This window comes from Parasphingorhabdus sp. (assembly GCF_039977335.1).
Classification (GTDB): Bacteria; Pseudomonadota; Alphaproteobacteria; order Sphingomonadales; family Sphingomonadaceae; genus Parasphingorhabdus.
The window spans coordinates 1,532,457-1,550,215 of record NZ_JBDWDI010000004.1; the positions used below are offsets into that span (position 1 = coordinate 1,532,457).

The window sequence follows — 17,759 nt, forward strand, 5'->3', positions numbered from 1 at the left end:
TGAATGTCCTGAAAAGTCAAAGGAGTGGTAACCGCTTGTTAACACTTTTTTAACTTTTTAGTTTAATAAAGGTTAACACAATCAAAGCGAGTGGGGCATACTTAATTTGATCTGGTCTGCGATAGAAAATGACTTCTGCTTACTCCCCCGAAGCGAACTTGTCCGAGACGGAACGTTATGTTCTCGGGTCGCTCAATCAAACCTGGCCGTCGGCGGCAACCATGACTCCAGATGTAATTGAGTCAGAGGATAATGGCCGCAATCCTGCGCTTTTCGTGGATACTGTCCAAACGTTGAGCGACAATGGCATGATCCTGTATGAAGCTTTCCTGACCGGCACGGGTTCTGGACCCCGCTTTCTCGACACCATGATCACGGCACGCGGCAAAGCGGCTTTGCAGTCTGTGGATATCGACGCCTAGGTACGAACCAGACGACCTTTACAAATCCCTGTAATGGTTAACCAATAAGTTAACAGTTTAAGCGTGAATGACAGCCGAGGCTAAGGCTGTGATATGCTTTAGCATGCCCAGTTCCTGATCACTCAAATCTCTGGCCTCGTCGCCCGCACAGGCGACCATGCCTATGGTCGAGCCGTCGCCATTTCTAAGCGGAACAGATGCGTATAGTCCAAGATGTTGCGTCATGGCGGAACGCGGACTGCCCAATTGCGCAATGTCTATGTCGGGATGGCTCTTCGCCCAGTCTTCATCACACGCTACCGCAGTATGCGTGATATGGTCGGCCGTGCCATGTCCGTCTTTGCAATTCGACTCATATAGCGTGATCGTCGCTACCGGTGTCGAGAGCAATCTCGCAGCCAGACTAGCCAGCGCTTCCAAGTCCTGTTCAACTGAAATAACTCTGTTCATACCCGATTTAGAACCCTCTATCTCAGCTTGTTTTACAAGAAACCGTAAAGATTTGATTAACCATTGATGAACACGCTGTAGCCAGATTCTTCCTTCTCTCCAAATGCCTCCATGTAACATGCTGTAAAGCAGCTGAAAGATAAAGCATTTTTGTAAGAAAGTTTCATTCTGAATAGCGCACGTTTATGTGAACCTTATGACAAATCCCCTTCTTCGTTCATCTTTAGCGATTCTCGATTCGCTAATTTCCTTCGATACAACCTCCCGGAACAGCAATCTGGACCTAATTGCGTGGGTAGAGGATTATCTCGCGCAATATGGGATCAGCGCCACCCGGGTCATCAATGCCGCTGGATCCAAGGCCAATCTCTACGCCACCATCGGCCCTGATATAGAAGGTGGCATCATCCTGTCAGGCCACAGCGATGTTGTGCCAGTGGATGGGCAGGACTGGTCGAGCGAACCCTTTGCGGTCACAGAACGCGAAGGCTTGCTTCACGGACGCGGGACTTGCGACATGAAGGGTTTTATCGCTCTTGCTTTGGCGGCCGCCCCATTGCTGAAAGATGGCAAGCGACCGGTGCATCTGGCGATCAGCTATGATGAAGAGGTTGGCTGCCTTGGCGCACCCGCAATGATTGAGGAAATTGCTGCCACCCTGCCCAAACCGGCCCTAGCTATTATTGGCGAGCCGACCATGATGAAGGTGGTGACGGGTCACAAAGGCATTTGCGTCCACGAAGTGGAAGTGCTCGGTCATGAAGCGCATAGCAGCCTGACTCATTTGGGCGTGTCCGCCAATATGGTTGCGATAGAGCTGATGCATGATCTTGCCAATCTCGCACGGGAGCTTTGGGAAAATGCCAATCCGGAATCTCCATTCACACCGCCTCATGCAACTCTTACGGTTGGGAAGATGGAAGGCGGCACAGCGGCCAATATATTGGCACGGCGCGCGCATTTCGTTTTTGACTTGCGCTGTCCGCCCGATGTCGATCCGGATGAGATCCTGAAACCGTTCAAGGAGAAAGCTGCCGCTATTGACGCTCAGCTGAAGGACGCCTTTCCCGGAACTGGTGTCCGCGTGGAACAATTGTCCAACGCGCCGCCTCTCGGTCAATCTGGTTCCGCAGAAGCCGAAGCCTTTGTTCGCAAACTCACCGGCGACAATAGGCCAGCTGGCGTTGTTTCCTATGCCGCCGAGGCAGGGCAGTTTCAGCAAGCAGGCTTTCCGACCGTGATTTGTGGCCCAGGGTCGATTGAACAGGCGCATCAGCCGAATGAATATATCAGCCTTGATCAATTCACGCGCGGTGCCGTCTTTATGCTAAAATTGGCTGAAGAGTTGAAGCAGGAGTAAGCACATGACCAAACTCAGCGCCTATGCTGGACGCACCGCTCTCGTCACCGGAGCCGGTGATGGCATTGGCAAGATGCTCGCGATCAAACTCGCGGAAGCTGGCATGATCGTCTGCGTTCAGGATATCCGCGAAGAGGCCGCCGCCGCCGTGGCACTGGCAATTGGCGGCGGCGCTTTTTCGATGAGCTTCGACATTAGCGACCGTGACGCTGTTGCGGCAGCGGCCAAGCGTTTTGGTAGTGATCATGGCGATCTTGCAATGCTGTGGATCAACGCTGGCGTTGGCGTGGGAGCATCCATATTGGAGGGGAGGCCCGATCAGGTACGCTGGGCCTATGATGTGAATGTGCTGGGTGCGATCTGGACAGCGCAATGTTTTGTACCTTTGCTGGAGGTTCATCCGCGCCATGTCGGCATTACCGCTTCAACGGCTGCACTGCGGACACCAGAAGGCGACTTTCCCCTTTATGCCGTCACCAAGCATGGCACGATGGCGGTTGCTGAAGCCCTGAGTGGAGAGCTGGCGGCTAAGGATATTGATACGACCATCTTATGCCCTGGCCTGCTCAATACCGAGATTTGGGATGGCGCCAAAGCCCGCCCCGAACGCTTTGGCGGCGAACGCCACATGGATCCAAAAATAGCTGGCATGTGGCGAGAGGCCCAAACACCCGATGCGATGTGGCCGGACATAGAGCGCGTCATGGCAGCAGGCGGCGGCACTTTGGTTTGCGCTACGGATGATGGAGAAACCCGCATCGCGATGCGGCAGCGGATGGACGCTATCGAGAACGGACTGGTCGAAATTTAACCGGCAGGCTTATTTTACGTTACGGAATACCCAGCTTGCCGCTTTTGTCGTAAAAAGTGGATTTTTGGCGGAAATTAGCCTATTATAGGCTCATGCCAACCGTTAAAGCCGCCCGACCCACAGAGATTTTTGCCCGCGACGATTGGGTGCGTTTGACGCATGTATCGCCCTCGCGGGGCCTTTGGTTGACGCTGCATGGCTGGTTGACGACTGCCGTTGTTTTAGCGGGCACGGCATTGTTATGGGATTGGCACTGGTTAGCGGGCCTCGTCGCCTTCCCTTTTGCAATCGCAATTGTTGGCGGGCGGCAGTTGGGCCTCTCCATTTTAATGCATGAAGGCGCGCATGGGCTGCTCCATCCCAATCGCAAGGTTAACAATTTCGCCGGCCAATGGCTGACTGGCGCCGCAACGGGAAGCGACCTTCATAGCTACCGGGCCTATCACCTGACTCATCACAGATATACGCAGCAGCCAGAGGATCCCGACCTGGCGCTGTCAAAGCCGTTTCCGACGACACCAGAGAGTATGAAACGCAAAGTCTTTCGCGATTTGACCGGGCAGACTTTTTTGAAGCAGCGCAGCGGTCAGATGGTCGCGGCATGGCTGGGGCTCAAGGCAATGCTGCGAGGATCGCCTTCGACCGAAGGTAAGGGCAAGCGCGACACATCTGCTGGTACAGCGCTCAATCGCGGCGGTGCGGCTGGCGTATCTGCGCCGGTAACGGACTTGGACGGAGCCATCCGGACAACAAAAACGGTCGGTCGCTTTCTCCTGATCCAACTTATTGTGCTGGTCGCCAGCCTGCTCACATTTGGCATCATTCCATTCCTGATCTGGACCATTGCGCTGGCGACGACGTTCCAACTCTTTCTGCGCATCCGCAATATTGCCGAACATGCCTGCACCACGACGGGAAGCGAAGACCCGTTCACCCACGCTCGCACAACCTATGCGAACCTATGGGAACGCACCACAGTTGCACCCTATTGGGTGAACTATCATAGCGAACATCACCTGTTCATGGGCGTGCCGTGCTATAATCTGCCAAAAGCACATGCGCTGCTACTAGCGGAAGGTATGGACAAGCGGATGACAATTGCGAGCGGATATCGGGATGTATTGAAACAGGTAACTCGACCCGCCGCAGCCTAAGCGGCAAATTTCCCAAGCTTTTCAGGTGTCAAATGGCCGGTTTTCGTCCAGGCAAGACATCCCTCTTCGCTATAGGGCGTGTGCGTCCATCCCGGCGGCGTCCGATCCCATGTTCCGGTGGGATAATCGCCATGTTCGTCGGACAGGCTGCCGTCAAGGATGTAGGTTTCACTGCCGCCTTCATGGACATGTTCAGGATAGCTGCTACCCGGTGCCCATCTGACGATTTTCACTTCCTCGCCCTCAAAGTGATGAAGCCAGGCGAATTCCACACCCGGCGCGCCACCATCCTCAAAATCCAGTGCGTTGATATCGAGCGAGAAATGCGCTGTATCCGCAGCATCAAACTGGTGCAGCTTCACCAATATGATGCAGCCATCCTGACTATGTGGTTTGTGACTGGTGCCGATGGGATTGCGCACATAAGTCCCAGCTGGAAAGTCGCCATGTTCGTCAGAGAACACGCCTTTAACCACCAGAAATTCCTCTCCGCCGCTGTGAACATGCGGATCGAAATAACTGCCTGGGGCATAACGTACCAATGATGTGGCGCGCGCAACTTCTCCGCCCACCCGGTCAAGCATTTTGCGCTCGACACCGGGCAACGGGGAGGGGACCCATTTCATATCCTCCGGTCTGAGGACCACGGGTTTGTCAAAATCGGCGTTGATCCTCATCTCAAAGTCTCCGTCTAGCCAGCAATGCTCGGGCGTGTTTCGACCTTTGCACGCCATTGCGCAAGATTTTTGCAATCGGATGGGGTTTCCACACCGGCAAAATCGGCAAAGCCAAGACCGGCAAAGGCAGTGATATCAGCAACCGAGAATTCGTCGCCAGCGACATAGGGTTGGTCAGCCAATACGCCATCGAGATAGCGCATGGTCGCAACCGCACGCTCACCCTGTTTGCTGCCCCATTCAGCATTCTGATAGGTTTCTATATCAGGGCCCAGTCCGGGCGTAGCGTGATGGAAATAGGCACCAACTGCATCAAGCAATCCTGCCTCGGTCCGGCGCTGCATCATCGCAATCACGCCGCGTTCCTTTGGTGACTTGCCGGTAAGGTCCTGCTCATCAGTCAGATTATCAAGATATTCGGTGATCGCGCTACATTCGGAAATGGTGGTGCCGTCTTCCAGTTCCAGGACAGGTACAGCTGCTGACGGGTTCTTTTCCAGAAACTCGGGCTTGCGATGTTCGCCTTCAGGAACATTGATCGAAATAAACTCCACCTGATCAAACAGGCCTTTTTCTTTGAGCGCAATGCGAACGCGGGCGGGATTGGGGAAACCTTCAAAATCATAAATCTTCATAGTAGGTACCTTTCTTGTTAATTACCTATCGGTAGGTAGGTATCACTGGAATCACACTTGATCAACCCCTATCTTGTGATAGGTAAACAAACAGGTGGGAGCAGACACGATTAGCAAGCGCGATCAGATATTGGATATTGCAGAACGCGGCTATCGGCAGGGCGGCTTTGCCGGGATTAGCTTTCGCGACATTGCTGCTGCGCTGGATATGAAAAGCGCGTCCGTGCACTATCATTTCCCGCACAAGGAAGATCTCGGCAAGGCAGTAGTCGAGCGTTATACTGAAAATTTGCTGGATAGTCTGGGCGCGCCCGATGCAGTGGGTGATACGGCAAAGGATCGGCTCACCCGACTGGTCGGGGCCTATCGCGCCGCTTATGCCGAGGGAGAAAGCAGCTGCCTATGCGCCGTCCTAGGGTCGGTCAGCCCGCAATTGCCGCCAGCTGTACAAGAGTCGGTGAACAGCTATTTCACACGGTTGATGACATGGACGGAAACGGCTTTGGCGGGAACAGAACCGGCCACAAATCTCAATGCCTCTCACATCATTGCGGCCTTGCAGGGCGCGATGATCCTCTCCGTCGCAATGGGCGATGCGCGCTATCTTGATGAGGTTGCCGAGGGCTTGGCTGAAAAGAGCGGCATTTAGGTGACGGCGTTCCTCATCATTCCGCTGGCTTTTCTGCTCGGCTTTGCCTTGGTACGCGCCGCGACCTGCACGGTTGCGGCCACCATGCGCTGGATCCATAACGGCAAGATGGACTGGCTGTTCGGCTTGCTCATCGTTGCTTCATGGGCGGGGCTGGTGCTGTTTCTGCTTCTGCAATATTCCGGACGCGCGCATATTCCGGTCGATATAGAAATTGGCTGGCAACTGTTCTTCGGCGCGGCGATCATGGGCGTGGGTGCGCTCATCAATCGCGGCTGTTTTGTTGGCACGGTCGGCTATATCGGGGCGGGCAAGTTCAGCTATGTATTGACCTTTGTTGGCCTGGCACTCGCCATGTTGTTGCTACGCGTTGAAACACTTAACCCCTTTGGTCCGGTGGTGACCATTGGACGGACCGCGATCGAAGACAGTATTTTCAAACAGGGTGTGCTGCTCGGTTTTGCGGTCCTGTCTCTGCTCAGTCTCTGGCTCATCATCATCAAGCGCAACATGGCGATGCTCGCCTTGCTCACCATCGGAATCACAGCCGCTCTGATCTATGGCACGCGCCCGGAATGGTCCTACGCGGCGGTACTCAACAGCCTGCTCGCTGGACAGGGCCTGTCTGTTGGCATGACCGTCGAGCTAGCAGTCATGGCCTTATTCGCCGGTGCGGTTTTCAGCAGCTGGCTCAAAAACAAATTTCACCCGCAATTCGGGACGTGGAAGCTGGCCGCTGCCAATCTGATTGGTGGCTTCCTGATGGGTATTGGTGCAGCTGCCGTCCCGGGCGGCAATGATGTTTTGCTGCTGTGGACCGCGCCCGGACTGACGCTTTATGGCGCGGTGGCTTATCTGGTGATGATCGCTACCATTGCAGTGCTGCTGGTGGCTATGCCCTATGCAACAAAAGCCCTTGCCCAGAGTCCGTTGTTCAAAAAACCTACGCACGAATGAAGCGGTGCGCGTCGCGATCCTTTTTGGTGCTCGCGGGATCGAATACCTCGCCGTTCATCGCGATATAAACCCCATGCGGTAATGTTTGCGTCGCAGCCAATGCAAAGCCGACATTAAATTCGGCATCGCTATTGCGTAGAGTTGCTGGCTGCATTGCACCCGTTAGCACAATGGTCTTATCCGTGATATCCGCCAGTACCATCCCGGTTTGCACCATAGTATCGGTGCCATGAGTCACGAGTATCTTGTCGGCATCGCTGGCCGCCACGGCATCATGGATCGCCTGACGATCGTCATTCGTGAGTTCCAAACTGTCCTTGCGCATCAACTGCGTCACCCGGTGCGGAACATAGACATTATTTTCCGCCAATATATCCGGCAAGGGAGTCGGGCCGATATGATATTCCGATAATGCATCGAAATAGATCTTGTCGATCGTGCCGCCGGTGGTGAAAATATCGATCATCAGGCGCATTCATCCAGCACAGGTATGGCAGGCGTCCCGTCCGGAGCATCAAACGGCTGGCGAAAGGTGAAGGCATCTGCCGATGCACCATTTTGTTCCAGCAATTCGATTTTCTCCAAACCTTCTTCCACCGATGGAACATGGCCAATCGGAACCCACCATAAGGCCTGATAAGCCTCAATGTGCTCCGCCCATTCTTTGCGGCGGCGCATGATCGCAAGATGCTCGGGGTTTTTGTAAACGAAGTCACCCAGTGACTGGACATCTTCCCAGACCGACATATTTACGGCCAGACGCGGATCGTCCGGAACCGGATCAATATCGACAGCATCATTGCCCTCTCCCACCAACCGCCAGATAAATCCCGGTGCCTCGTCCGCCAGTGCGTTTACCGGATCGAGAGCATCCATAAAGTCAGCGTTGGCCGGATGGTCTTTCTCCCGCTTGAAGCGCAGGATATTAATCTGTGCGAGATGATAGCCACTGATGCCGCTACTCATAACAGGGCCTCCGCGATCAGCTTGCGCGTGTTGTCAACGCCATAGAGAGCAATAAAGCTGCCCATGCGTGGTCCCTGCGAGCTGCCGAGTAGGGTTTCATAAAGCGCCTTGAACCAGTCGCGCAGGTTATCGAACCCGCCCTCTTTGCCGATCGTATAAACGATCGTCTGGATATCTTCGGCAGGCGCATCATCCGGCAATGCGCCCAGCTCGCTATCAAGCCTTTCCAACGCTGCGACTTCGACGCCTTCCGGCTTCCGGCGATGCAGCGTCGGCGCGATAAAATCTTTATGATAGGCCATGGCGTTGCCGATCAACTCATTCAGATCAGGATATTTTTCCGGCGTCGCATCCGGTGCATATTGCCGCAAATAACCCCAGATTTGTTCGCGATCCGCATCACCCATCACACCAACAAGATTGAGAAGCAATCCGAAGGTCACCGGAATAATATCCTCGGGCACATCGCCGCCGTGAACATGGTGCGCAGCGTTACCGAGCTGTTTGTCCGGCGCTTGATCATGCCAGTTAGCCCTGAACTGAAAATATTCGTCCACGGCTTTTGGGATCACGCCCATATGGAGCTGCTTGGCGGATTTCGGTTCGCGGTAAATATAGAAAGCGAGGCTGTTTTCAGAGCCATAGCGCAACCACTCGTCGAGGCTCAGGCCATTGCCCTTCGATTTGGAAATCTTCTCGCCTTTTTCATCAAGGAACATCTCGTAGATGAGCCCGTCGGGCTTGCGCGCGCCGAGTACCTTGGCAATCTTGCCCGACTGCACGCCGCTGTCAGTCAGGTCCTTGCCATACATTTCATAGTCGACGCCCAAAGCCACCCAGCGCATTGCCCAGTCGACTTTCCATTGTAGCTTTGCACCGCCGGTAAGGGCATTGTGCTCAATCATTTCACCGTCATCTTCAAACCGGACAATGCCCGCTTCCGCGTCGACAATCTCAACAGGCACCTGCAAGACATGGCCGGTTTTCGGACTAATCGGCAGGATCGGCGAATAGGTTGCCTGACGTTCCTTGCCGAGAGTTGGCAGCATGATATCCAATATCTGCTGATTACGCGCCAGCACGAGCTTCAACGTCTCATCAAAAGCACCGCTTTGATATTGCTCAGTCGAGGACATGAACTCGTAATCAAAGCCGAAGCGATCGAGAAAATCACGCAGCATCGCATTATTATGCGCTGCAAAGCTCTCATATTCCGTGTCGAAGGGGTTCGGTACCTGCGTCAATGGCTTGTGGAGATGCTCGGCCAGCATATCCTGATTAGGAACATTGGTCGGCACTTTGCGAAAGCCATCCATATCATCGGAAAAGGCAATCAGCCGCGTCGGGTTACCCGTCAACGTCTCATAGGCACGCCGCACCATGGTGGTGCGCAACACTTCGTTGAATGTACCGATATGCGGCAAGCCGGATGGACCATAGCCGGTTTCGAACAACATGGGCTCAATTTCACCATCGGGGCCGGTCTTAGGCGCAGGTGCGCCGCGCTCACCGCGATAGCGTTTGAGCAATTTGCGGGCTTCTTCAAAAGGCCATGCTTTGGATTGCTGTGCTGCTTCACGATAATCGGTCACGATGAGATAGTCCTGTTCAATCAATTAGGTCGTTTATTTTTCTTGGTTCTGCGCCAATAGTGGCATTACCGTCTATAGCAAGTTAGAACAGCACAAAAACAGGAGATTTCAAATGGGTGCATTGATCGCGGGCGTGTTGCTCTGGAGCATCGTTCATCTCGTCAAATCGGTGGCTCCGGGCCTGAGAACCAACATACGCACAAAGATTGGAGAAGGCCCGCATCAGGGGCTGGTGGCTTTGCTGATCGTCGCTGCGATAGCGTTGATGATCTATGGCTGGCGCACGGCACAATATGAATTTGTCTATGACCCGCCGACTTGGGCCCGGCATCTGAATATGCTGCTCATGGTCTTTGCGATTTTCCTCTTTGGGGCGGCGCAAGGCAAATCCCAGATTAAACAGTTTATCCGCCACCCGATGTTGACCGGCATGCTGGTCTGGGCCGGGGGGCATTTACTGGCCAATGGTGACAGTAGGTCGGTGGTATTATTTGGTGGTCTGGGCCTGTGGGCGTTGATCTCGATTTTCACCGTGTCCCGAAACGAAGGCGCTTGGGTGAAGCCAACCGAAACCGCCACTGTCGGCCGTGAGGTCTTGGGCCTTGGCATAGCGCTGGTACTTTACGCGGTCTTGTTCGGCATGCATCGTTTCTATGCCGGCGTGGCCTTGGCAGGTCCCAACGCGCCCGGATGATTGTAACATTTGACTGATCTTACCCTCCCCTATCCCGCGCTGCATGCCAGCCATAGCGGCATCTGGATTTGCGGCAGCGATGGCGTGTCCCGCGCGATTGGCAAGGGTGAGGCGATTGGCTGTGTCGCCGAAACCCCGCATATCTTGCTCAACGCGCCACTTATGGGGCAGCGATTGGGCTATCCTGATCTATCCGGTCTGGACCTGTTGGAGCTATTTGCGTTCATCCATCCGGCGCAATTTGTGGTTCCGACCCCGGCTGGTCTGGCCAAGTCATTGGGATTGAAACCCGCCGAACAAGAGGCGGATATTGCCAAACTCTATCGAATGGCGGCCGAGCATCTATTGACTGGGTTGCAAGCGCCGCATTGGCCGGAACGCGAAGGCGCCTGGAGCAGCGCGCAGGCCATGTATCGGCTGCGCTGGCCATGGGCGGGAGAAGTATCCAAACGGCTGAACAAACCCGCCGAGGCGGAACGCTGGCTGTTTTCCAAACTCGAAGAATGGGAAGAAGAAACCCCGCGCCCGGCTCCGCGATCCATAACGATGGACGAGAGCGCAACACTGACCCAGCTTGGCAGCCTGACCGGTCAGGGATCGGAGGAGCGAGCGGGCCAGAAAAGCTATGCCGCCGCGGTTGCCAAAATATTCAATCCGCGCCGCGTAAAGGGCGCGCCCAATATGCTGCTGGCCGAGGCGGGTACCGGCATTGGCAAGACTTTAGGCTATCTGGCACCCGCGTCGCTTTGGGCGGCGGAGGCGGGCGGTGCGGTCTGGATTTCTACTTTTACCAAAGCGCTTCAGCGCCAGCTCGACCGCGAAACCCGGCGTATCTATCCCGACGAGGAAACCTTCCGCAAGAAAGTCGTGGTTCGTAAAGGCCGTGAAAATTACCTCTGCCTGCTCAATCTGGAAGATGCGCTGCAAGGCGGCTTTGCCGGACGGGCAGCAATCCTGGCGCATCTGGTCGCGCGCTGGGCGGCCTATTCGAAAGATGGCGATATGGTCGGCGGCGACCTGCCCGGTTGGTTGACAACCTTATTCCGCCGCAACGGAGCTACCGCGCTAACCGACCGGCGCGGTGAATGCGTCTATGCGGGCTGTCCCCATTACCGCAAATGCTTCATCGAAAAATCAGCGCGTGCCAGCCAACAGGCCGATATCGTCATCGCCAATCACGCTCTGGTCATGGTCAACGCCGCCCGCGGACGCGAACAACAGAACGCCCCAACACGTTTGATTTTCGATGAAGGTCATCATCTATTCGACGCCGCAGATTCCATGTTTGCCGCGCGTCTGTCCGGGCAAGAAGCCATCGAAATTCGCCGCTGGGTAATCGGCCCTGAAAGCAAGAACCGTGGACGGCGACGGGGCCTCGCCGCGCGTCTCGCCGACCTCGCCTCTTATGATGACGAAGGCGGCCGTGCGATTGAAAGCGCCCGCCATGCTGCGGAATCGCTGCCTAGCGATGGCTGGTTGCAACGCCTGTCCGAAAGCGAGCCCTTCGGCCCAGTCGAAGCCCTGCTCGGCGAAGTGCGCCATATGGTTTTTGCCCGCGACGAAAGCCAGAGCGCGGATGCCGGCTATGGGCTGGAAACCGAACTTACCGATGTTGAAGGCCCGATGATCGATGCTGTTGCGTCTGCTGCGCAAGCGATTGACGCTTTGCTCAAGCCGCTGGTCCGGCTTGGCCAACGGATCGAGCATCTGATCGAGGAAGGCCCGGACTGGATGGACGGGCCCGCGCGAGCGCGCATGGAAGGGGCCTTGTCGAGCCTCGGTTGGCGCTGCGACACCTTGTCCGGCTGGCTCTCTTTATTGTCGCGCATTGGCGGTCCGGCTGATCCCGATTTTGTCGATTGGTTGATGATCGACCGGTTTGAGGGCCGCGAATATGATATAGGTATCTGCCGCCACTGGCTCGACCCGACCATACCGGTGACAGAGGTCGTCACGAAACCCGCCCACGGCTTGATGATCACATCGGCCACGCTGAAAGGCGGGGGTAATTGGGAGACGGCACGGGCGCGTAGCGGCGCGGTGCATCTCGACCAGGCAGTACAGGAATTTGAGGTACCAAGCCCGTTCAACTATGCAGAGCAAGCCAAAGTCATCATCGTCACCGATGTAAAACGCGGCAATATGGCGGGACTGGCCGGTGCCTATGCGCAACTGATCGAAGCGTCCGGCGGCGGCACGCTCGGCCTCTTCACCGCCATCCGGAGGCTACGCACTGTTTATGCTCGCATTGCCGACCGCATGGCGCAAAGCGGCTTGCCCATCTACGCGCAACATGTTGATCCGATCGATACCGGCACGCTGGTGGATATTTTTCGCGATGATCCAAAGGCCAGCTTGCTCGGCACCGATGCCTTGCGCGACGGCGTCGATGTGCCCGGACGAAGCCTGCGCCTCGTGGTGATGGAATCGGTCCCCTGGCCGCGTCCCGATATATTGCACAAGGCTCGCAAACTGGCAGGCGGAGGCACCGCCTATGATGATCGCATCATCCGCGCGCGACTCGCCCAAGCCTTTGGCCGGATCATCCGCCGCGCCGATGATCATGGCCATTTCGTGATCCTGTCATCCGCTTTCCCATCCCGGTTGCTGACGGCGTTTCCGGAAGGCACACCGGTGGAACGCATGCCGCTCGCCCAAGCATTGGCCGAAATAAAAGCGGCTAAATCCAAAACTGTGCAATCCAGTCTTTCCCCTGACATATCTTTCGGGCATGACGCTGCGCTGAGGGATAAAATGCGGGATAAATCGGGCGGTATATGAAAAGACTGACACTTTTACGGCACGCAAAATCAAGTTGGGATGACCCTGTAGCACGTGATTTTGACCGACCGCTCAACGAAAAAGGCAAGCGCGCCGCCGCGATCATGGGCAAGTTTGTAAAGCGCAATGATCTGGCCTTTGATCAAGTCCTCGCCTCTCCAGCCGTCCGGGTCATCGAAACACTAGAGCATGTGGAACCCGCCAGCGGCCTATCTTTTGAACCGCAATGGGACCGCAAAATCTATCTCGCCTCTTCGGTGACTTTGATGGATGTGCTCCGAGGTGCGAATGCCGATGCGAACCATGTCCTGATGGTCGGGCATAACCCCGGCCTCGAAGACTTGATCTTCGATCTTGTCCCCGACGATGGCTCATCCGAAGCGCGCGGTGCAGTGGAGGTCAAATATCCGACAGCTGCATTGGCCGAACTCAGTCTTAACATTGAGAACTGGTCAGACATTAAAGACAGCTGCGGTACATTGAGCCGGTTTACCCGGCCACGTGATTTGGACCCCGAACTCGGGCCGGACTATGTTTAGCGGAACGATTAAATCTGCTTTGGATGCAAAAGCGGTTATAATATCATATGTTGATTTTCTGAGTTTCTATACAACGATTCTCTACATCGCTGGTACAAAAAGCTAACTATAGATCCAATCGTACAGCAGCATCAATGATTGCGGTATCGGCGCCCGGTTTCATTAATATCCCCTCGTCTATTTTGAGAAGCCCAACGGCTGTTCCGGGCATTGATTTCTTGTCACCGGTCAAGCCACCTGTAGCAATCGGTGACACCGTTATCTTATGGTTTTTTAAGCCACTACCAGCACGCGGCGAAGGATCATGAATGACAAATTGACTGTCTCTATTGAAATCATAGCCAACCAGTGTGACCCAATGCCCACCGATCCGCCTGTAGCGATCTTCCTCTTCGGTATGAACATACCAGCCGATATTTAGCCAAACTGCAGAACGATTGCTGACACCGGCCGCAAGCCAGTCAACTGAGATCAGCTTGTCACTGTCAAAGCGCTCATAACCATCTGACAGATGGCGCCAGCCTCGTCGCTGCAATCGCTTATAGGCCCTAAAATTTTCCCGCGCGAAACGATCAACCCCGAAAATAAACCCATCGAGGCCGGTCCCGTTCTTAAGGCTCGTATTCATATAGTCATTGGAAGCGAGTTTCAGCATTGTGACCCGTGCCTTATCCGGCTCACCAACAAGCCAGCTCAACGCATTTGCGGCAGAAGCAGGACCGCAAAACTGCTGTCCGTCGCCGAAGTTCAATCCTTTGGCACTGGTTTGTGGGACATCCGGAATTGCGTCTACATATTCAAGGTTTTCCGTTGGAAGCGTTTCCAGCAGCGCGCAGGAAGGCAAGGCAATCAAGCCGAGCGTTAAACCGAACAAGGTCAAAGAGTGTTCACTGAACGACATGATGCTCCCTTTTCCCTCTGCCTCGCCTGCGTAGGCGATTATTAGATCTAACCTCGGCAACTTATACAGGATATCTTGGCAAAAGGTTGATAAAGACGGCATGATCAGGACACGTGGGGTATAGATGGTTAACTCATAGTGCGACTAATACACAGCATTTGATCTACCCAAGTCGATGCGGCTTGAATTTTTTGTGCTCGACCTCCGGAAGGGATCATAACTATCTGAGCTCCATTTCCAATGTCCGCTTTGGGCGCAAAAGCGGACGTCAGATATACTACCATGGCGTTACGGTGGCTTAGTCTAGATTTGCCCGAACTGCCGCAATCATCTGTTCTCGCCCACTTTCATAATCGCTCAGGAATGTGGCAGGTGCGTTGGATTGACTGTCATGTTTCGCGCTCCATGCCGTGACCTCAAGCATGATAGGGATCAAGTCCTTTCCTTTGTCAGTGAAACGGTAAATCAACTTGGATCGATTATCCTTTGCCACTGTTTTTCGAACAATTTCGTGCGCCTCTAGTCGGCGCAGCCGATCAGCCAGAATATTAGTGGATATTTGCTCCTCCGATTCCAGAAAACCACCATAGGTCTGCTTACCCTTAAACATGAGGTCCCGTACGATAAGCAGCGTCCAGCGATCACCGAATGTTTCAAGGACAAAGTTGATCGGGCAGTTTGAACGACAAACATCAGAATTTCGTATCATGTGAGCGATGTTAGAAAAAGAACTTGCAAAATGCAATTACTTTACTGAATAGAGTACTTGCAAAATGCAATTGGATTCGGCGGAAGGTTGATCATGAACATCGTCAAACGAATTGGAATTAGTGCGTTAGCTGGCGGAGCGGTTTTTTTGGCGTTGATATATTGGTACCAATGGAGTGCGAGTCGGCTGACAGACGCGGATGTCGATGACTATATGAACCGCATCGAAGCCCAATCACAGAATCCAGGTGGCCGTCATGACCTGCCCGCTTTGAGAAAATTTCTGAACGAAGATGACGGCCGTCCTATCTATACGGTGAATTTGTATAAGTTTCACGATGTTGCTGATTATCCAGCAGCACTGGGCCTAACTGGATCGGGTGAAGAGGCCTATGACCGTTTCAGCTCGGTAATGATTAAACTAATGGCGGTGCGGGGCTCTCATCCGGTCTTTGGGAGCAGCTGGTCAGATCAAGCCAATGGTGATTGGGATCGCATCGTGATTGTGCGGTACCGAAGTCGTCGCGATCTTGTTGATCTTTTTGCGACAAAAGAATTCGCCGAAGCATCACTGCACAAATGGGCCAGTATCAAGAGCCATGATCGGCTGCTAGTGCAAGCACTTCACCTTCCCGGAGGAGAAGTGCCAATCTTCATATTGGCACTGATTGTAACTTCGATGGCGTTCTTTTCGAGTTCCCGGCGCTGTCTGGAAAAACAGGATGCAGATGTTTGCTAAGAACTGCGATAATTCCCATGCCTCGCTGACGCCCGCTTTCGGGATGAAGCGGATTTCAGATTCAACCGTTACGAAGCGATAGATTAGCTGTGTTCAGCTACGCCTGACTCAGCGCACTCGATAACCGGTCACGAATGGTTTTCAGCTCTTTGAGCATCACACCACTATCGTCTTTGACACTTGCGGCCACTGGTGGCGCGGATGCGGCTGGCTGACTCGCTGCAGCACCGGACTTCGCCTTGTGGGATGTCAGGAATTTACGCGCACCTTTGATGGTATAGCCTTCTTCGTTGAGCAGGCGGTTGATCGTCTTAACCATAGTAACATCTTCGGGCCGATAATGCCGACGTGAGCCAGCGCGCTTCAGCGGCTGAAGCATCCCAAACTGGTCTTCCCAATAGCGCAAAATATGCGGCTTAATGTTGAGCTCTTTGGAGAGCTCTCCAATGGTTCGGAATGCGCCGCTGTCTTTGGTCATACTATACTCGACCTTTCAGCTTACCCGGCCGCGATAATGCGGTCGCGCATTGTCTGGCTGGCGCGGAAAGTCAGTACGCGGCGAGGAGCAATGGGTACTTCCACACCGGTTTTGGGATTACGACCAGTACGCTCGCCTTTGTCGCGCAGAACGAAGGTGCCGAATCCAGAAATTTTCACATTTTCCCCGTTGATCAGCGCGCCAATCATGTGATCCAAAATCGACTCAACCATCACAGCGCTATCGGCGCGCGACAGGCCAACCTGGCGATTCATAGTATCAGAAAGATCGGCACGCGTAAGAGTACTGCTGTAGCTCATCTAAAATATCTCCTAGTAAGAGATTGAAAACCCTACATATCACATAGAGCAAGTTGGGAAATATGTAAATCTTAACAGTAGATTTCGATTGTTTCTCGCGATAAGTCGATTTTATGACCGATCAGATGACCCAAAATACCGATAAAATGGTGACCTTAGCCGACCTTCTGAACCAATGTGGACCGGGCGGAGAAGCCAATCCGATCACACTGCCGCAAGGATGGACGCAAGGACGCACCGCCTTTGGCGGGCTGTCAGCAACGCTGGCCTATCATGCAGCGAGTCATATTGAGGATGGTCTACCCGGCCTTCGCTCGGCGCAGATTGCCTTTACTGGGCCGCTATTTGGCGCGCTCACCGCTGAGACGAAAATGCTCCGCCGGGGCCGCAATACTGCTTTTGTCCAGTCCGAACTATTTGGCGACAAGGGACTCGGCCTGCACTGCAACTTCATCTTTGCGAGCAAGCGCGAAACGGAAGTCAAAACCCATGACATGACGCCACCTGATTTTCCGCCGCTACCCAAAGACGAAGAGTTGCACAGCGGACCGGAACAGTTTTTCACTTCAAAAATGGAATTTGTCGGGAAGCGGATTGATACCAGTATCAAGACCAACCGGCTAACACGCTGGATGCGGCTGGCTGACCGCGATGGCCTCGATCCGATGGCAGAAATTCTCTGCATGGGTGACAGCCTGCCGCCCTCGATCATGGGGCTGCTCGATAAAAACGCGATGGTCAGTTCGATGAACTGGCAGGTCAATGTGATCGCTGACCACCCTACCACTCAGGACGGATGGTGGCTCATCGATTCGCAGACCCATCATGCCGATCATGGTGCCAGCAGCCAGTTTATGAGCATCTGGAACAGCGACCAGCAATTGATCGCGACCGGCATGCAAAGCGTTGCCTATTACGCCTGATTA

21 protein-coding genes are annotated in these 17,759 nt (G+C 54.3%); 11 read left to right on the plus strand and 10 right to left on the minus strand.

Features of this window, described 5'->3' with window-relative positions; all coding sequences use genetic code 11:
• Positions 1 to 128: 128 nt before the first annotated feature.
• Positions 129 to 422: a hypothetical protein gene (locus tag ABJM21_RS14715; RefSeq protein ID WP_348300751.1), complete on the plus strand. Its 294-nt coding sequence runs from the start codon at positions 129 to 131 to the stop codon at positions 420 to 422.
• A 57-nt stretch (positions 423 to 479) separates the two neighbouring features.
• Here the strand turns inward: ABJM21_RS14715 and ABJM21_RS14720 are convergent, their stop codons facing one another.
• Positions 480 to 872, minus strand: coding sequence for a hypothetical protein (locus ABJM21_RS14720; protein WP_348300752.1), 393 nt, complete (start codon positions 870 to 872; stop codon positions 480 to 482).
• A gap of 196 nt (positions 873 to 1,068) precedes the next feature.
• Between ABJM21_RS14720 and argE the strand changes: the two genes are divergently transcribed.
• The 3 genes from argE (at position 1,069) to ABJM21_RS14735 (ending at position 4,197) form a co-directional block, all read left to right on the plus strand.
• Entirely contained in the window at positions 1,069 to 2,232 is a 1,164-nt protein-coding gene (gene argE, locus ABJM21_RS14725; RefSeq protein ID WP_348300753.1) for an acetylornithine deacetylase, read from the plus strand.
• 4 nt (positions 2,233 to 2,236) lie between these two features.
• Complete coding sequence (locus ABJM21_RS14730; protein ID WP_348300754.1) at positions 2,237 to 3,043, plus strand: SDR family oxidoreductase; 807 nt, start codon at positions 2,237 to 2,239, stop codon at positions 3,041 to 3,043.
• Between the two features lie 92 nt (positions 3,044 to 3,135).
• Complete coding sequence (locus ABJM21_RS14735; protein WP_348300755.1) at positions 3,136 to 4,197, plus strand: fatty acid desaturase family protein; 1,062 nt, start codon at positions 3,136 to 3,138, stop codon at positions 4,195 to 4,197.
• On the opposite strand, the gene ABJM21_RS14740 is transcribed toward ABJM21_RS14735, so the two are convergent.
• Both ABJM21_RS14740 and ABJM21_RS14745 read right to left on the minus strand, forming a co-directional pair.
• Positions 4,194 to 4,874 carry a cupin domain-containing protein gene (locus ABJM21_RS14740; protein ID WP_348300756.1) on the minus strand — a complete coding sequence of 227 codons (681 nt, stop codon included), beginning with the start codon at positions 4,872 to 4,874 and terminating at the stop codon, positions 4,194 to 4,196. The two genes, ABJM21_RS14735 and ABJM21_RS14740, sit on opposite strands and share 4 nt — an antisense overlap.
• Before the next feature lie 14 nt (positions 4,875 to 4,888).
• Positions 4,889 to 5,509 carry a glutathione S-transferase gene (locus tag ABJM21_RS14745; protein ID WP_348300757.1) on the minus strand — a complete coding sequence of 207 codons (621 nt, stop codon included), beginning with the start codon at positions 5,507 to 5,509 and terminating at the stop codon, positions 4,889 to 4,891.
• A 94-nt stretch (positions 5,510 to 5,603) separates the two neighbouring features.
• Here ABJM21_RS14745 and ABJM21_RS14750 point away from each other — a divergent pair, with 94 nt between their 5' ends.
• Both ABJM21_RS14750 and ABJM21_RS14755 read left to right on the plus strand, forming a co-directional pair.
• Entirely contained in the window at positions 5,604 to 6,158 is a 555-nt protein-coding gene (locus ABJM21_RS14750) for a TetR/AcrR family transcriptional regulator (RefSeq protein WP_348300758.1), read from the plus strand.
• Entirely contained in the window at positions 6,159 to 7,115 is a 957-nt protein-coding gene (locus ABJM21_RS14755; RefSeq protein ID WP_348300759.1) for a YeeE/YedE thiosulfate transporter family protein, read from the plus strand. It abuts the gene before it with no gap.
• On the opposite strand, the gene ABJM21_RS14760 is transcribed toward ABJM21_RS14755, so the two are convergent.
• The 3 genes from ABJM21_RS14760 to ABJM21_RS14770 are packed head-to-tail and all read right to left on the minus strand — an operon-like array spanning position 7,102 to position 9,673.
• Positions 7,102 to 7,581 (minus strand): asparaginase domain-containing protein, encoded by a 480-nt coding sequence (locus tag ABJM21_RS14760; protein ID WP_348300760.1) that lies wholly within the window; start codon positions 7,579 to 7,581, stop codon positions 7,102 to 7,104. The two genes, ABJM21_RS14755 and ABJM21_RS14760, sit on opposite strands and share 14 nt — an antisense overlap.
• A complete protein-coding gene (locus tag ABJM21_RS14765; RefSeq protein ID WP_348300761.1) occupies positions 7,581 to 8,081 on the minus strand; it encodes a DUF3291 domain-containing protein in 501 nt (166 codons plus the stop codon). The genes ABJM21_RS14760 and ABJM21_RS14765 overlap by 1 nt, the downstream gene beginning before the upstream one ends.
• Positions 8,078 to 9,673 carry a lysine--tRNA ligase gene (locus ABJM21_RS14770; protein WP_348300762.1) on the minus strand — a complete coding sequence of 532 codons (1,596 nt, stop codon included), beginning with the start codon at positions 9,671 to 9,673 and terminating at the stop codon, positions 8,078 to 8,080. The genes ABJM21_RS14765 and ABJM21_RS14770 overlap by 4 nt, the downstream gene beginning before the upstream one ends.
• Before the next feature lie 112 nt (positions 9,674 to 9,785).
• Between ABJM21_RS14770 and ABJM21_RS14775 the strand changes: the two genes are divergently transcribed.
• Genes ABJM21_RS14775 through ABJM21_RS14785 form a run of 3 tightly spaced genes read left to right on the plus strand, consistent with a single transcriptional unit; the run spans position 9,786 to position 13,687 of the window.
• Positions 9,786 to 10,367 (plus strand): NnrU family protein, encoded by a 582-nt coding sequence (locus ABJM21_RS14775; protein ID WP_348300763.1) that lies wholly within the window; start codon positions 9,786 to 9,788, stop codon positions 10,365 to 10,367.
• Positions 10,368 to 10,376: 9 nt separating this feature from the next.
• Positions 10,377 to 13,148, plus strand: coding sequence for an ATP-dependent DNA helicase (locus ABJM21_RS14780; RefSeq protein ID WP_348300764.1), 2,772 nt, complete (start codon positions 10,377 to 10,379; stop codon positions 13,146 to 13,148).
• Positions 13,145 to 13,687 carry a histidine phosphatase family protein gene (locus ABJM21_RS14785; RefSeq protein WP_348300765.1) on the plus strand — a complete coding sequence of 181 codons (543 nt, stop codon included), beginning with the start codon at positions 13,145 to 13,147 and terminating at the stop codon, positions 13,685 to 13,687. The genes ABJM21_RS14780 and ABJM21_RS14785 overlap by 4 nt, the downstream gene beginning before the upstream one ends.
• Positions 13,688 to 13,793: 106 nt before the next feature.
• Here ABJM21_RS14785 and ABJM21_RS14790 read toward each other — a convergent pair whose 3' ends face one another.
• On the minus strand, positions 13,794 to 14,588 hold the full coding sequence (locus ABJM21_RS14790; RefSeq protein ID WP_348300766.1) for a C39 family peptidase: 795 nt from the start codon (positions 14,586 to 14,588) through the stop codon (positions 13,794 to 13,796).
• A 298-nt stretch (positions 14,589 to 14,886) separates the two neighbouring features.
• Positions 14,887 to 15,297, minus strand: a complete 411-nt coding sequence (locus tag ABJM21_RS14795) for a helix-turn-helix domain-containing protein (protein WP_348300767.1) — start codon at positions 15,295 to 15,297, stop codon at positions 14,887 to 14,889.
• A 93-nt stretch (positions 15,298 to 15,390) separates the two neighbouring features.
• Between ABJM21_RS14795 and ABJM21_RS14800 the strand changes: the two genes are divergently transcribed.
• On the plus strand, positions 15,391 to 16,035 hold the full coding sequence (locus ABJM21_RS14800; protein ID WP_348300768.1) for a hypothetical protein: 645 nt from the start codon (positions 15,391 to 15,393) through the stop codon (positions 16,033 to 16,035).
• 97 nt (positions 16,036 to 16,132) lie between these two features.
• Here ABJM21_RS14800 and ABJM21_RS14805 read toward each other — a convergent pair whose 3' ends face one another.
• Entirely contained in the window at positions 16,133 to 16,513 is a 381-nt protein-coding gene (locus tag ABJM21_RS14805) for a MerR family transcriptional regulator (protein ID WP_348300769.1), read from the minus strand.
• A 20-nt stretch (positions 16,514 to 16,533) separates the two neighbouring features.
• The gene (locus ABJM21_RS14810; RefSeq protein ID WP_348300770.1) at positions 16,534 to 16,833 is read right to left on the minus strand and encodes an integration host factor subunit alpha; all 300 of its coding nucleotides are present in this window, start codon (positions 16,831 to 16,833) and stop codon (positions 16,534 to 16,536) included.
• A gap of 113 nt (positions 16,834 to 16,946) precedes the next feature.
• Between ABJM21_RS14810 and ABJM21_RS14815 the strand changes: the two genes are divergently transcribed.
• Positions 16,947 to 17,756 carry a thioesterase family protein gene (locus ABJM21_RS14815; protein WP_348376474.1) on the plus strand — a complete coding sequence of 270 codons (810 nt, stop codon included), beginning with the start codon at positions 16,947 to 16,949 and terminating at the stop codon, positions 17,754 to 17,756.
• Positions 17,757 to 17,759: the final 3 nt, after the last annotated feature.

Bases quoted from the DNA above. Each gene is read 5' to 3' on its own strand.
- ABJM21_RS14775 (WP_348300763.1), top strand. From the start codon at position 9,786: ATGGGTGCATTGATCGCGGGCGTGTTGCTCTGGAGCATCGTTCATCTC.
- argE (WP_348300753.1), top strand. From the start codon at position 1,069: ATGACAAATCCCCTTCTTCGTTCATCTTTAGCGATTCTCGATTCGCTA.
- ABJM21_RS14720 (WP_348300752.1), bottom strand. From the start codon at position 872: ATGAACAGAGTTATTTCAGTTGAACAGGACTTGGAAGCGCTGGCTAGT.
- ABJM21_RS14745 (WP_348300757.1), bottom strand. From the start codon at position 5,509: ATGAAGATTTATGATTTTGAAGGTTTCCCCAATCCCGCCCGCGTTCGC.
- ABJM21_RS14790 (WP_348300766.1), bottom strand. From the start codon at position 14,588: ATGTCGTTCAGTGAACACTCTTTGACCTTGTTCGGTTTAACGCTCGGC.
- ABJM21_RS14800 (WP_348300768.1), top strand. From the start codon at position 15,391: ATGAACATCGTCAAACGAATTGGAATTAGTGCGTTAGCTGGCGGAGCG.
- ABJM21_RS14715 (WP_348300751.1), top strand. From the start codon at position 129: ATGACTTCTGCTTACTCCCCCGAAGCGAACTTGTCCGAGACGGAACGT.
- ABJM21_RS14730 (WP_348300754.1), top strand. From the start codon at position 2,237: ATGACCAAACTCAGCGCCTATGCTGGACGCACCGCTCTCGTCACCGGA.
- ABJM21_RS14795 (WP_348300767.1), bottom strand. From the start codon at position 15,297: ATGATACGAAATTCTGATGTTTGTCGTTCAAACTGCCCGATCAACTTT.
- ABJM21_RS14785 (WP_348300765.1), top strand. From the start codon at position 13,145: ATGAAAAGACTGACACTTTTACGGCACGCAAAATCAAGTTGGGATGAC.
- ABJM21_RS14805 (WP_348300769.1), bottom strand. From the start codon at position 16,513: ATGACCAAAGACAGCGGCGCATTCCGAACCATTGGAGAGCTCTCCAAA.
- ABJM21_RS14810 (WP_348300770.1), bottom strand. From the start codon at position 16,833: ATGAGCTACAGCAGTACTCTTACGCGTGCCGATCTTTCTGATACTATG.
- ABJM21_RS14815 (WP_348376474.1), top strand. From the start codon at position 16,947: ATGACCGATCAGATGACCCAAAATACCGATAAAATGGTGACCTTAGCC.
- ABJM21_RS14760 (WP_348300760.1), bottom strand. From the start codon at position 7,581: ATGATCGATATTTTCACCACCGGCGGCACGATCGACAAGATCTATTTC.
- ABJM21_RS14740 (WP_348300756.1), bottom strand. From the start codon at position 4,874: ATGAGGATCAACGCCGATTTTGACAAACCCGTGGTCCTCAGACCGGAG.
- ABJM21_RS14765 (WP_348300761.1), bottom strand. From the start codon at position 8,081: ATGAGTAGCGGCATCAGTGGCTATCATCTCGCACAGATTAATATCCTG.
- ABJM21_RS14735 (WP_348300755.1), top strand. From the start codon at position 3,136: ATGCCAACCGTTAAAGCCGCCCGACCCACAGAGATTTTTGCCCGCGAC.